Here is a 12,825-nt window from a genome sequence, read left to right on the forward strand (position 1 = left end):
TTTTAAACAATTTACTTAACAAGTAAGGATTCTAAAGCTTTCTTTTCTAAAATTTCTAAAGCAACTTTTTCATCAATTTTTTCAGGAAACCAAAGCTTAAACTGCTTGACGGCCTGTCTAATAAACATCTGATATCCATATACAATGCGGCAGCCTCTCTTGATGGCGCTTTTTAAAAAATCAGTGTCTTTAGGATTGGAAGTAATATCCATAACAAGCGCTTCTTTGCTAAGATTGCTAGGAGCTATAGGAAAGGCGTGCGATGTGCAGTTAATTAAGATGTCATAGCCAGCTTGAAAATATGCCTGCATCATTTCCAAGCTTCCCGCTTGGCCGCCAAAATCATAAGCTAGCTGCTTAGCTTTTTGGATAGTACGGTTTAAAATGATGAGTGCCGCTCCTTTGCGCCGTGCTTCAAAAGCAATCGCGCGGGCAGCACCTCCAGCTCCTAAAAGAATAATTTTCTTATCCTTAACGGCTCCCCACGTTTCTATACTTTCTAAAGAACCCTTGCCATCCGTATTGTAGCCTATCCATTGCCCGTCTTTTAATAGCAAAGTATTTACAGCCCCAATCGCGAGAGCTTCCTCATCCACCTGATCTAAAAAGCCTATAATTTCTCTTTTAAGCGGCATGGTGACACTTAACCCTTGAAATCCTAATTTTTTCATGAGATTCAAACAAACTTTAAGATCTTGGGGTTTTACTCGCATTTTTACATAAACTGCATTTAAATTAAGAGCTTGCATAAGAGCATTATGAGTGAGATGGCCTATGCTAGCTGATACAGGATCTCCGATTAGGCCGTATAGCGCCGTTTGAGGGTTTAAAGCTTTATAGCCATAGATTTCCCTCAGCTGCTGGGCAGGTAGCTGGCCTGGTGCTGCCTTACGCTTCTCATCCAAGCTAGCATAAGTTATTGGGCTTCCAACAACTGGAGCTAAAATTCGACTTATTTGCCCATCTTCTCCCATGCTAATGGAAATGATGTTTTGCTGATTTTTAGCCTCTTGCATCTGTTTTAATATATCAGCAGTACAAAAGGAATGAGTAGCGATTTTGTAGATTCCATTTTTTATGACAGGCAATTTATCCAAAATATCTTTCAGATTTGCAGGAGTATCTTTAAAATGGTGAGAAGAGATAATCAATTTAATGCCCGGCTGGTCCTGGCTTATTTGCTTTATAAAAGCGTGAGGCACATCTGCTTCAATGTCTAAATAGGCAGGCTTACAAGCAGCCAAGCATTTAATTTCTTGTAAACGGGTTTTTTCATCGTAAGGATAATGACCTCCCTGCGATTTAGAACGCAGAGTGAAAATCATCGGTAAAGGAAATTCCTTTAATAAACTCTTAAGGGTAGTAGGCTCGCGATGAATAAAGTAATCTAAACGCAGCTCAATTAAGTCAGCATGCAAGCTGGCTTGCTGAATTTGCAAGCGTGCTTCTTCTAGGGTCGGTCCTAAAATGACTATGCAAATCACTCTAACCTCGATAAACGATTCATAAGAAGAGCGTCAGCTAATACAAGTGCTGCCATAGCTTCCACTACCGGCACGGCTCGAATAGCGACACAAGGATCGTGACGCGAACCTGCCGGCAGCTTAAATGTAGCCGCCTCCCCTAGCCTATTAACAGTTGCCATCTCTTTCATCACACTTGAGGGAGGCTTAAATACCACACGTGCTATTAAAGGCATTCCAGTAGAAATCCCTCCCAATGTTCCACCGGCATGATTAGTAGCAGTGGTAATTTTTTCTTGGTGCTGCTGAAAGGAATCATTATGGGTAGAACCTGGCATCTTCACTGCTTGGAAGCCAGCGCCAATTTCAAAACCCTTGGTAGCAGGCAAGCTCATCATCGCCTTAGCCAAATTAGCTTCCAGCTTCTCATAAATAGGATCTCCTAATCCTACAGGAAGGTTATGAGCAATTAATTCAACTATCCCTCCTAAAGAATCCCCCTCTTCTTTAGCTTGCATGATAGCCTTTTGCATAGACTTAGCAGCTTTTGCATCCGGGCAGTAAATAGGGCTTTTATAAACATTATCGAAAAGATCAGCTGAAAAAGAAACTTTCGCGGCTATATTAGCCACTTGCAAAAGATAAGCTATAACCTGAATATCGTAATGCCTTAATAATTTTTTAGCCACCGCTCCTGCTGCCACTCGGCAGGCTGTTTCTCTTGCTGATGAACGCCCTCCTCCTCGATAGTCAAAAAGGCCATATTTTTCCAAATAGGTGAAATTAGCATGGCCGGGTCTTAAAAGGTTCTGGATAGGCTCATATTTGCTAGAGTCTACATCTCTGTTTTTAATAAAAATAGAAATAGGAGTGCCCGTGGTTTTACCCTCAAAAACACCTGATAAGATTTGACATCGATCGCTCTCTTGACGAGGCGAAGTGTATATATTATGCCCAGGAGCACGTAAAGCCAATGCTTGGTTGATGTCTTCTTCTTGCAACAGTAAACCTGCTGGACAACCGTCGATAACTACGCCGATGGCGGGCCCATGGGATTCACCCCATGTGGTAATCCTAAAAATATTTCCCATTGAATTACTGGCCATGATAACTCTCGTAAATAATTGCTACAATTTGAGAGGCACTTAGGGAACCTGTTTCAATGATTTGGTCAGCATATAATTCGTAAAAAGGAGAGCGCCTTCTTACTAGCTTCTGAAAAGCTTCCAAAGGCTTTTCTTCATTCTCCAGATAGGAAGGAAGTGAATGATCTAATAATCGTTTTTCTAAAAGTGCCAAAGAAGTTTTTATATAAATGATTTTACCTATTTTTTTAAGAATCCTTACATTATCTAACTTTTCTAAAGCTCCTCCACCTAGAGAAATAACCGAATGAGTATAACCTTGCAAGGATAAAACAGCTTCTTGCTCATACGCACGAAATTGAGTCTCCCCTTCCCTCTTAAAGATCTCACGGCAAGAAACTTCAATATTTTTTTCATTTTTATAGCATTTCTCAACTAACATATCGGTATCGATGAATGGCCAACCGAATTTACAGGCTACTTGCTTACCTAACGTTGTTTTTCCAGTTAGTGGCGGTCCTGCTAAAATAATATTCATGTTAGAATTTCCTTATCCATACGATAAAAGATTAGTCGGTAAAAACATTTTCCTTAAAAGCTACTTTTAAACTTCCTCTATATGAGCACCTAAGCGCTTAAAATCTTGAACAAAAGTTGGGTATGTTTTTTCAATACAATTAGAAGGATAAATAGCTGTTTCACCTTTTGCGCCCATTCCCGCTACCGCTAAGGCCATCGCCATCCGATGATCTTTATGAGAAAAAACAGAGGCTCCCTTTAATGGATTTCCTGTAATACAGAGGCCCGAGTGAGACTCCTGAATAAGAGCTCCCATTTTATTTAATTCTGTAGCTATACAAGCTATGCGATCACATTCTTTCTGACGCGCCACCGCTGCGTTGATAATCGAGGTTTGACCTTCCGCATAGCAAGCCACAACAGCAAGGATAGGAAGAGCATCTATGCAATCATTGATATCTACAGTAATACCTTTTAAAGATGCTCTTGGATAGACATGTATGCTGTGGGCCTGCTCATCAATCTCTATGCCAGCACCCATTTGTTTAAAAATATTGACAATAGCTTTATCCCCTTGCAGATCGTGCATAGAAAGGTTATTAAGCACAACTTCCGACCGGGTAACGATAGCAGCAGCTATAGGAAAAGCAGCAGAGCTCCAATCTCCTGGTACTGCATATTCAAAGCCATCATAACTACCTATTCCCTGAACTTTAAAATTTTTATAGCGATGGTTTTCATAAGGCACTTTTAATCTTTTGAGCCAATCCAAAGTTAAATCAATCCAAGGTTTTTCACCAGTCTGATGCACCTCTAGCTCTAAAGTACCTTTTAAAAAAATAGCAGCCATTAGCAAAGAAGAGATATTTTGAGAGTCAGAACCATCTTCTATAACACCCTGCCCTGGCCTTAAAGGTCCTTTTATAATCACAGGCGCAAATCCATCTCCTCGCGTGGAGATCGCTTGTACTCCCAATTGCTTTAAAGTTTTAAGAAGGACATGCATAGGACGTTGATGCCGGATTGATTCATCACCCGTAATGACTATAGGGTGACTCCCTAAAGCAGCAATGGCAGAAATAAAACGTAAGACTATACCAGAATTATGGGCATTAATCACATTTTCTGCTCCCCAAATGTTTCCTCCGATACCTTCAATCTGTAGATGATCGCCTTGAGCAGTAATTTTAGCTCCCAGATAACGGCAAGCTTCCATCATGGCCAGGCAGTCGGGAGAATTTAAATAATGGTAGACAAGAGAAACATTTTTTCCTAAAGATCCTAATAAAATGGCTCGGTGTGTTTGTGACTTAGAAGAAGGAATTTGAATTTCCCCTGAAAGAGATGAAGGCCTTACTACTAATGTTTTCATAAAAAATTTCTCGTTCCCCTTGGCTGTCTAACCTTACTTTCTTCTCTACAGACGGCAGGATAGCTTAGGCAAACAACTGAAGTCAAATTCTCTTTCTTAATTATCGTTCTTATGTTTGGATCAGATTAGGTGACTTTTTGTAACATGTATGGATAACTGGCAAAATTGCCAATAACTTTGTTTATTTATAATTATTATTTAGCTATATCCAACTTCTAAAGTAGGAGACTAACTGCATGGCAAAAAAATATGCAATTGGGATGGATATTGGAGGCACTAAGATTGAAATAGGCTTGGTCGATCGTTATGGCACTATTCATCACAAAAAAAGAATTTCCACCCAAGCTAATCGCCAGCAAGAAGTGATTGAACAGGAGATCATCCAAACGATTCAAGAATTTCATGATTTGGGGAAAAATTTTATCTGCGGGATTGGAATTGGTGTACCGGGGCAGGTCAGCGCTAAGGATGGTTCCATCGTTTTTGCTCCCAATTTAAATTGGCATAACATTTCTTTAAAGAAAAAGATTGAAGAGGTAACTTCCTTGCCTGTAACTATTACCAATGATGGACGTGCAGCTACCTGGGGAGAGTGGTTAAATGGCGCAGGAAAAGGCAGCAATAATATTGTGTGTGTATTTGTTGGCACAGGAATTGGCGGCGGTATCGTCAATGAAGGCAAAGTTATGTCTGGCTACACTAACTGTGCGGGCGAGTTAGGTCATACAATTATTCAAATGAATGGTCCACTTTGCACCTGTGGAAGCCATGGATGTTTCGAGGCGATGGCCTCAGGATGGACGATAGCCAAAAAAGCCAAAGAATGGGCCTACAATAATCCTTCCCAAGGAAAAGCTTTATTAAATCTTACCAATGGAGATATTTCCACGATCTCAGCAAAGCTTGTCATTCAAGCCTATAAGGAAGGTGATATCCTAGCAGGCCAAATTCTAAATGAAGTCATGGAGGCTTTAACGATTGGCTGTAGCAACATGATTAATATTTTTAATCCTGAGAGGTTAATTTTAGGAGGCGGTATTATTCATGGGTTACCCGAAGCAGTGGATTATATAAAAAAGAGAGTTAAAAATTATGCGCTAAAAGCAGCCACTTCCACGCTTGAAATTTTACCCGCCATCTTCACTGAAGACGCCGGCACTATAGGTGCTGGAGCTTTAGCCTGGCATCAGCATTTGAACTCTTCCAAAAATAAAGAAACTCTGATTTAACACTCTTAAAGTCTGGTTTTTATTGGATTTAGCCCTACAAGAAATTTTTTATACTGTGCGAGTTTTTGTATATGAAATGGAGCAGGCAAACTTAAGAGGGGCTGCACAAATGTTGGCAAAAATCGAAAATATTTTCCAGTGCTTGAAAAGAATGAGTAGCACGTTTTCTCGATGCATAAATAAAGGCAGGTTAGACCGATAGGACTAAGAAATTACCCCTTCTCAAATGAGTATCCATCACCTCCTATCTAAAAACACGCGGGGGGTTACTTCCAAGAAATTTACCAACAGGTGTTTTTTTCTTATCTAACGACAACTTACAAAAGAAGTTAAAAGATAAGGCTTCTAGCAGGATAAAATGCTCATCAAATTGCTTAAAATAAAGAGAGGCTAAGGATATTACATACCTATACATAAGAAAATAAGTAAAAAATAAGGGTGGGAAAATTATTCGCTCTTGTATTGGGTAATTAACAATTAAAAAAGTTTTTAAATTGCCAAGTTAATGCCTAATAGAAGTTTAAAGTATAAGAACCTGAATAGCTACCTTCTAGCCAAGAAAGCTTGCTTCTTAAGAGTTGCCCTTCGCAAGCAGAAATCCATTCACAATTAAAACCTTTAAATTGTAAGATTACGTAGAACGTCTGATAAAATGGGAGTCTATTTATGGCCTTAGCTAAACGTATTATTCTTTTCCTCGTTGTTAACTTTCTAGTTGTCGCCTTCATTTCATTCATTACCTACTTTTTTAATCTACAACCTTTCTTGATGAAAAAAGGGATCAATTTACCTTCTTTAGCCATTTTCTGCTTATTATGGGGAATGGGAGGAGCGGTTATTTCTCTACTCTTGTCCAAGGTAATGGCCAAATGGATGGTCGGATTAGAAATGATCGATCCAGATACCCCCGACTTACAAAAACGTGCGGTACTTGAAACAGTCTATCAGCTAGCAAGAAAAGCAGGATTACCTAAAATGCCAGAAGTAGGTATTTATTATTCCCCTGAACTTAATGCCTTTGCCACAGGGCCTTCTCGTTCTAATTCCTTAGTAGCCGTTTCTTCAGGTTTAATAGAGCGTATGGAAAAAAATGAAGTGGACGCGGTCATCGGTCATGAAATTACTCATATAGCTAACGGTGATATGGTAACCATGACCTTATTACAAGGGGTTATTAATGCTTTTGTAATGTTCCTTGCAAGAATAGTAGCTTATGGTATTAGCAAAACTTTCTCTAAAGAACGGGATGAAGAACCTTCTCCTTTTATGTACCAAATGATCGTTTTTGGCTTAGAAATTGTTTTTATGATTTTAGGCAGCCTAGTAGTCGCAAGCTTTTCTCGCTATCGCGAATATAGAGCGGATGCAGGAAGTGCACGCTTAGTAGGCGCTTCTTCTATGATTGCTGCATTACAAGCTTTGAAAAGCAACTTTGAAGTTAAAGACCCTAATCAAAATCAACAAGCGATCAACGCTTTTAAAATCTCAGGGACAAAAAAAGGGCTCATGCAATGGTTTGCTTCCCACCCTCCTTTAGATGATCGTATTGCCCGCTTGCAGCAGCTTTATCGATTTTAAAATGTTAAGCTAAACAAAATAAATAGAGAGAGATTGCGATCTTCTGCAATCTCCTCTACATGAAAAGTTTCGTGCTTGGTTTCTTTTTTAGATAAAGGTTAAGCTGTCACCGGGAATGAGGCTTCTTTGAAAAGGAAAGTAATTAGGTGAGAGCTTTATTGCTATATTCGGCCGCCTGCTCAAAATTACCTTGATCGTTGTAAATTTGCCACAGAGTTTTATAATTTCTTGCTATAATGGGATGATTTTCTTCAAAAAGGTTAAAGGCGATGGTAAGAGCTTTTTTACTATACTTAGCCGCTTGCTCTAAATGGCCTTGCTTATAATAAATGGATCCTAAGTTGCTGCAATAAATTGCCACATTAGAATGATTTTCACCCACAAGCTTAAGGTCAATGGCAAGGGCTTTGCAGGTATACTCAGCAGCTTGTCCTAAATTACATTCTTCTTGGTAAATTAGTCCTAAGAGGTTGTAATCTATGGCCACGTTGGAATGAGTTTCACGAAACAGCTCAAGATCAATGGCAAGCGCTTTATTGGCATATTCTCTTGCCTTTTCCAAATCTTTTTCTAAGCAGATTTCTCCTGCTTTAGCATAAGCTATTGCCACATCTTGAATAAAATCTAAATTACCGCAAATTGTAGCGGTACTGGGATGATTTTCACTAAAAATCCTAAGATTAACAATAAGAGCTTTCTTAAAACACCTAGCTGCCAGTTCAAAACATTTTTTAGCTGCATAGAGTTCTCCCAGATTATTATAGTACCTTGCCACATTAAGATAATTTTCATCATAAAGCTTAAGTGTAATAGCGAGTGCTTTCTCGGTATTTTCAATAGCCTGCTCAACATTTCCTTGTGTACGGTAAATTATTCCTAGGTTGCTATGAGCTATTGCTACATCAAGGTGATTTTCACCAAAAATCTTAACATTAATAGCGAGTGCTCTCTTAGCATTCTCAGCAGCTTGTTCTAACTCGCCTTGTTCTAAGTAGATTTTTCCTAAGTTATTATAACACATTGCTGCCTTAGAAGAATTTTCCGTAAATAATTTAAGATTAATAGCTAGAGCTTTTTTAGCATACTTAGCTGCCTGCTCTAAATTTCCTTGCTTGTAATAGATTTCCTCCAAGGTCTGGTAAAAGCTTGCCCTAGTAAGATGATGCATACCAAAAAGCTTATTGCTAATGGAGAGGCCTTTATTGACATATTCAGTCGCCAGTTCAAAATTCCCCTGATCTCGATAGATAGCTCCTAAGTTGTGATAGCGTATGGCCATAGAGGGGTGATTTTTTCCAAAAAGCCTACGTTCAATGGCAAGGGCTTTCTTAATATATTTTAATGCTTGTTCCAAATCCTGTTGTTCGTGATAAATTAGCCCCAGGTTGTTGTAAATTATTGCGATTTTCGGATGATTTTCACCAAAAAACTTAAAGTCAATTTCGAACGCTTTCCTGATATACTCGGCCGCCAGCATTAAATCTGGTTGATCCTTGTAAATCATTCCCAAGTTGTTGTAATTTGCTGCTATAGTAGGATGGTTTTCACCAAAAAGATTAAGGCTAATAGTGAGTGCTTTTTTGGCGTACTCAGCAGCCTTGTCTAGATTGCCTTGATCTCTGTAGATTTGTCCCAAATTACTGTAAATCGTCGCGGTAGTAGAATGGTTTTTGCCAAAAATCTTAAGGCCAATAGTAAGAGCTTTATTGCTATACTCAGCCGCCTTGGCTAAATTGCCCTGGTGGTGATGAATTTGGCCCAGATTATTGTAATCTGTGATCAGGTGGGGATAATTTTCGCCATAAATCCTAAGATCAATAGCAACTGCTTTTTCAATACACTCAGCTGCTTTTTTTAAATTTCCTTGTTCGAGATAAAGTGTTCCCAGGTTATTGTAAATTATTGCGGCCGTGAAATGAGTCTCGTTAAAAAAAATAAGGTCAATCGCAAGTGCTTTTTTAATATATTTAGCCGCTTTGCCTAATTTTCCTTGATAACTATAGATCATTCCAAGAGCATTTAAAATTTCTAAGTTATATGTATCTGTTTTTATGACTGATTTATAATACTTTTTTGCCTCTTTTTGTTGGAAAAGCCTAAAAGCTATATCACCTTCTGCCTGCGGCGAGTTGTCCTCCAAATTAGAAGATTTAAGTGTATCTTCATTGCCTGCTAAAAAATCTTGCATAGCCTGATAAAAAGGAATAAAAATTCGGTAGATTTTTTTTATCTTTTCTATGGCTTTATGATCTAAAGCAAATTGCTTCTTAATAAGCTCTGGATTATCGAAGCCAAAGGGTTTGATCAAGGGATTCATCATCTCCTGTTGTGCTTGATAGTGGGAATAGGTCTTAAGACGCATAAATAGCGCTATACTCATCCAATCATTTAATTTATCAGTGGCATCTGCCGTTATAATTCCTAATCTATTTAGCTGCTCAATTCTAGTAAAAGTGTTAGAAGCCTCTACTTTTTTGAGAAGGGCTAGCCGGTCCAAAGCCAAATGAGGAAAACGGTATAGGTCATTTTTAACTTTAAATAGCATGCCTTGTCTGCCCGTCTCATGCATTCCTGGATTGAAAGCTTCTATATCAACTAGCACAAGGTGTTGCTTGGCTAAGTACTGGCGAAGGGTTAATCCTTTTTGATAAGGCTTCTCAAGCTCATGCTGAACATTTTTCCTATATTGCTTAGTTAGCTCCTCACTTCCTAGCAAATGGGTAAAATTCAGAAGCTCCATCGGAAGATGAGGCTCTTTTTCATGCCACCATTGGCCCTCCTCGTCTTTAGCAATATATTGGGCCATCTTTCCAGGAGTTTGGATAAGCTCAAATGTTTTACCATTGCCGAAAGGGGTTTTACAGCCTTTATCTTTTACCCCTGCCCCATCGAAGGCAAAGCCTCGTGGTGTAGCACCATCAAAAAAATCTATGGTTTGCAAGCAGGGGATATTTAAAGCAGGAAGGATGGTTTCGCCTAAATTAATAACTTTCAAGTGAATTAGAGTTGTAAGATTCCTGAAATACTTCTTATTTGCTTCGTTATCTTCTTTTATAAGAATGCCAAATTCTAGATCGGAATAAGGAGTCATCTCTTCCCTAGCTAAGGAACCAAAGCCTATCACGGCATATTCGCAATGTGCCGGGCCTAAAACATCAAGAGCCTGGTTAACTAATAAGCTAAAAAAAGCCTTTATATCCTGAGCGATCTTGCCGTAAAGCTCTTTCACTTCTTGGAAAGAAGGAGTTTCTGGAAGAGATTGAATCATTTCCTCTATTTCTTCTCTAAAAATTTTTAATGCTTGGCAATTGCTCTTAAATTCTTTTCTTATTCTATTATTATCTAAAACTTTTCCCTGACACACGTTGATAAGTAAATGTTGAGCTTTCAAAAGCTTTTCTTCAAAAAATTTCTTTTTGTCATCAGAAACAATTTGTAACGCATAGTTGTAAAGCCCTGCGGCTTGAAGCAATGTTTCGGATGTACCTTTCTCCAGATAAATATCTCCTAGTTTTTCTATGCAATATGCTTCTTGGACTAGCTTTTCTGCGCAAACTTTTTCACGCATAGGGTTGTTCTTTTGAATAGCGAGTTTTAAACCTATCGTATAGATGTTTTCTGCTAATGGACTGCTTTCAATTAACTGCTTCCATTCTCTACATATGAGTTTGGCTTGGCACAAATCTTGGAACCCTAATTCCTTAAATATTTTTAAGCTAATTTCTCTATAGGCATTAGTCTCTCTTATACAAAAAGAAGGTTCTTCTTTTTTCTCAAATGCGGGAAATATTAAGGGATGTATACGAAGAGAGTCTGATGAAAGCTGATTCATATGGTTATCCATTTTTTAGCTAGTTATAATTTTTGGCCAAAGTATGCTTCCAGCTGAATGGTAAAAATAAAATTGTTTTTTCTAAACAATACGGAAAATTTATAAAAACGCCAATAAAAAATTTGATGAGAATAATCATTTATTAAAACCATAGAAAGTGGCATGAAAGCCTGGGTGTAATTAAAAGTGTTGGCAAGATAAGGAAGGATTAATACATACTGAAAGTATAGCAAAAGGAGGTTGCATATGCTTAACGAAGAAGAAGTTAATAATGTAGTAAATCGCTTAAAGAATCATCCCAGCTTATTAGAATCCATTAGAGAATTATTAGATATTACCGAAGGAATTAAAGGGATAGAAGTGGCGGATGATGCTGAATTTGCTCTTATTCCCGAATTTAGGGGTTTAGGGAAAAAATGCCTTGAGGATTGAGCAGAGCATCAAGTAAATGAACAAGAAGCTAAGGCTCGGGAAATGAAATTAAGACAGCATTCCAAAAAAACTAAGTTGGCATACAACATTTGGGATAGTAGGTATGGAAGAAAGATGCTCCCTACAAGCAGGAAAATTGATTAGACCCCTTTCCTTTTCTTCCAAGGTTAGATGCAAAGGCTATTCTTTACCATTAGAGCGAGCAATAACCGACTTTGGAGCAGATATTGCTTTTGGAAAAGTAGGAGAAAAGATGAAAGAGCATTATGGAATTGAAGGTTCTTCTTCCATGGTTAGATTGATTACCCAAAAGCATGCAAGCAAAATAGCTAAGCTAAAAAAGAAGCGGTTAGTCAAGAAGCAATCATTATTAGTGAAACAGATGGGAGTATGGTACCCATTGTGGAGATAGATGAGGCCGACAAACAAGCAAAAAAAGATGCAAGAAAAGCACGGAAAGTATGTTGGAAAGAAGCCAAACTAAGTTTGGCAAGAGGCAAGGACAGAGCCAACCGCTTTTATGCTGGTAGTATTGGAACGGCAGAATAAGCAGGTCAACAGATGCTAGAGTGTGCTTTAATAGCGGGCCTGAAAGAAGGCAGCTATGTGCATGCTATATGTGCATGCCATAAGTGATAGCGCTCCGTGGATAGCTGAACAAATAAAACTAAACTTTTGCAATCGAAGCGGCCATTTAATTGATTTTTATCATCTGTGTGGATATTTATCCGAGGCCGCCATTTGGTGCAATATTTTTGAGCCAAAAAAGTGGTTAGAAGAAAGTAAAGAGAAGTTAAAAGCTGGTAAAAGCCGAGAGGTTTTCAAAGAGATTGAAAACAAGTTCAGGGCGCTAGATCATCCCGAGCAGGAAAATGGCTTAGTGAGATGTTATAGATATATGGAAAAAGACTGGATATGATGAATTATAAAAGCGCTTTAGATAAAGGCTTACCGATTGGGTCAGGCGAGATAGAAAGTAGTCTTAAGGCAGTGGTACAAAAAAGGCTGAAGATAGCGGAAGCTTTGTGGAAGACAGAAAATGCTAATGCGATGCTGAACTTAAGAATAGGTAGATTAAATAGCTATTGGGAAGCTTACTGGAATTCTTACAAAGCTGCTGCTTAAAAAAAGGTTGCCAACACTTTTGTTTACACCCGTTGGCACGCTCACTTGTTATCCTGGATTATTTAAATTTTTAAATAAAGGTTTCCTATCATCTAAGATTTTAGTTAAACAGCCTGTAAATTTATAATCTACTTTTCGGAAGTAAGAAAACGATTATACTGCGAAAAGGACGCGTAAGAGTAAGCATTAT

12 protein-coding genes are annotated in these 12,825 nt (G+C 38.4%); 7 read left to right on the forward strand and 5 right to left on the reverse strand.

The features are described 5' to 3' along the window. Nucleotides 1-11 precede the first annotated feature (11 nt). The 4 genes from aroE to aroA all read right to left on the reverse strand — a co-directional run bounded on the left by aroE (nt 12) and on the right by aroA (nt 4,439). Nucleotides 12-1,484, reverse strand: coding sequence for a shikimate dehydrogenase (aroE, locus tag TY21_RS04800; RefSeq protein ID WP_052354651.1), 1,473 nt, complete (start codon nt 1,482-1,484; stop codon nt 12-14). After that, the gene (gene aroC / locus TY21_RS04805; RefSeq protein ID WP_042243862.1) at nt 1,481-2,569 is read right to left on the reverse strand and encodes a chorismate synthase; all 1,089 of its coding nucleotides are present in this window, start codon (nt 2,567-2,569) and stop codon (nt 1,481-1,483) included. Before aroC ends, aroE begins: the two co-directional genes overlap by 4 nt. Further along, nucleotides 2,559-3,086 (reverse strand): shikimate kinase, encoded by a 528-nt coding sequence (locus TY21_RS04810; protein ID WP_042243860.1) that lies wholly within the window; start codon nt 3,084-3,086, stop codon nt 2,559-2,561. The genes aroC and TY21_RS04810 overlap by 11 nt, the downstream gene beginning before the upstream one ends. Nucleotides 3,087-3,152: 66 nt before the next feature. Continuing rightward, the gene (aroA, locus tag TY21_RS04815) at nt 3,153-4,439 is read right to left on the reverse strand and encodes a 3-phosphoshikimate 1-carboxyvinyltransferase (RefSeq protein ID WP_042243858.1); all 1,287 of its coding nucleotides are present in this window, start codon (nt 4,437-4,439) and stop codon (nt 3,153-3,155) included. Nucleotides 4,440-4,675: 236 nt separating this feature from the next. On the opposite strand from aroA, the gene TY21_RS04820 reads away from it, so the two are divergent. Further along, nucleotides 4,676-5,668: an ROK family protein gene (locus tag TY21_RS04820; protein WP_042243856.1), complete on the forward strand. Its 993-nt coding sequence runs from the start codon at nt 4,676-4,678 to the stop codon at nt 5,666-5,668. A 666-nt stretch (nt 5,669-6,334) separates the two neighbouring features. Beyond that, nucleotides 6,335-7,246: a protease HtpX gene (gene htpX / locus TY21_RS04825; protein WP_042243854.1), complete on the forward strand. Its 912-nt coding sequence runs from the start codon at nt 6,335-6,337 to the stop codon at nt 7,244-7,246. 142 nt (nt 7,247-7,388) lie between these two features. Here htpX and TY21_RS04830 read toward each other — a convergent pair whose 3' ends face one another. Continuing rightward, nucleotides 7,389-11,078 carry a tetratricopeptide repeat protein gene (locus TY21_RS04830; protein ID WP_158623024.1) on the reverse strand — a complete coding sequence of 1,230 codons (3,690 nt, stop codon included), beginning with the start codon at nt 11,076-11,078 and terminating at the stop codon, nt 7,389-7,391. 246 nt (nt 11,079-11,324) lie between these two features. On the opposite strand from TY21_RS04830, the gene TY21_RS04835 reads away from it, so the two are divergent. The 5 genes from TY21_RS04835 to TY21_RS04850 all read left to right on the forward strand — a co-directional run bounded on the left by TY21_RS04835 (nt 11,325) and on the right by TY21_RS04850 (nt 12,635). Further along, the gene (locus tag TY21_RS04835) at nt 11,325-11,510 is read left to right on the forward strand and encodes a hypothetical protein (protein ID WP_042239654.1); all 186 of its coding nucleotides are present in this window, start codon (nt 11,325-11,327) and stop codon (nt 11,508-11,510) included. A gap of 103 nt (nt 11,511-11,613) precedes the next feature. Beyond that, entirely contained in the window at nt 11,614-11,922 is a 309-nt protein-coding gene (locus TY21_RS04840; protein WP_042239652.1) for a hypothetical protein, read from the forward strand. Beyond that, nucleotides 11,901-12,059 (forward strand): hypothetical protein, encoded by a 159-nt coding sequence (locus tag TY21_RS10995; RefSeq protein ID WP_158623025.1) that lies wholly within the window; start codon nt 11,901-11,903, stop codon nt 12,057-12,059. Before TY21_RS04840 ends, TY21_RS10995 begins: the two co-directional genes overlap by 22 nt. Before the next feature lie 61 nt (nt 12,060-12,120). After that, nucleotides 12,121-12,429 (forward strand): hypothetical protein, encoded by a 309-nt coding sequence (locus TY21_RS04845; protein ID WP_158623026.1) that lies wholly within the window; start codon nt 12,121-12,123, stop codon nt 12,427-12,429. Continuing rightward, nucleotides 12,426-12,635 (forward strand): hypothetical protein, encoded by a 210-nt coding sequence (locus TY21_RS04850; RefSeq protein WP_042239648.1) that lies wholly within the window; start codon nt 12,426-12,428, stop codon nt 12,633-12,635. The genes TY21_RS04845 and TY21_RS04850 overlap by 4 nt, the downstream gene beginning before the upstream one ends. The last annotated feature ends 190 nt before the right edge of the window (nt 12,636-12,825 follow it).

This window comes from Neochlamydia sp. S13, assembly GCF_000648235.2.
In the GTDB taxonomy this organism is placed as follows: Bacteria; Chlamydiota; Chlamydiia; order Chlamydiales; family Parachlamydiaceae; genus Neochlamydia.

Bases quoted from the DNA above. Each gene is read 5' to 3' on its own strand.
- TY21_RS04835 (WP_042239654.1), top strand. From the start codon at position 11,325: ATGCTTAACGAAGAAGAAGTTAATAATGTAGTAAATCGCTTAAAGAAT.
- htpX (WP_042243854.1), top strand. From the start codon at position 6,335: ATGGCCTTAGCTAAACGTATTATTCTTTTCCTCGTTGTTAACTTTCTA.
- aroC (WP_042243862.1), bottom strand. From the start codon at position 2,569: ATGGCCAGTAATTCAATGGGAAATATTTTTAGGATTACCACATGGGGT.
- TY21_RS04820 (WP_042243856.1), top strand. From the start codon at position 4,676: ATGGCAAAAAAATATGCAATTGGGATGGATATTGGAGGCACTAAGATT.
- TY21_RS04810 (WP_042243860.1), bottom strand. From the start codon at position 3,086: ATGAATATTATTTTAGCAGGACCGCCACTAACTGGAAAAACAACGTTA.
- TY21_RS10995 (WP_158623025.1), top strand. From the start codon at position 11,901: ATGGTACCCATTGTGGAGATAGATGAGGCCGACAAACAAGCAAAAAAA.
- TY21_RS04830 (WP_158623024.1), bottom strand. From the start codon at position 11,078: ATGAATCAGCTTTCATCAGACTCTCTTCGTATACATCCCTTAATATTT.
- TY21_RS04845 (WP_158623026.1), top strand. From the start codon at position 12,121: ATGCTATATGTGCATGCCATAAGTGATAGCGCTCCGTGGATAGCTGAA.
- TY21_RS04850 (WP_042239648.1), top strand. From the start codon at position 12,426: ATGATGAATTATAAAAGCGCTTTAGATAAAGGCTTACCGATTGGGTCA.
- aroA (WP_042243858.1), bottom strand. From the start codon at position 4,439: ATGAAAACATTAGTAGTAAGGCCTTCATCTCTTTCAGGGGAAATTCAA.
- TY21_RS04840 (WP_042239652.1), top strand. From the start codon at position 11,614: ATGGAAGAAAGATGCTCCCTACAAGCAGGAAAATTGATTAGACCCCTT.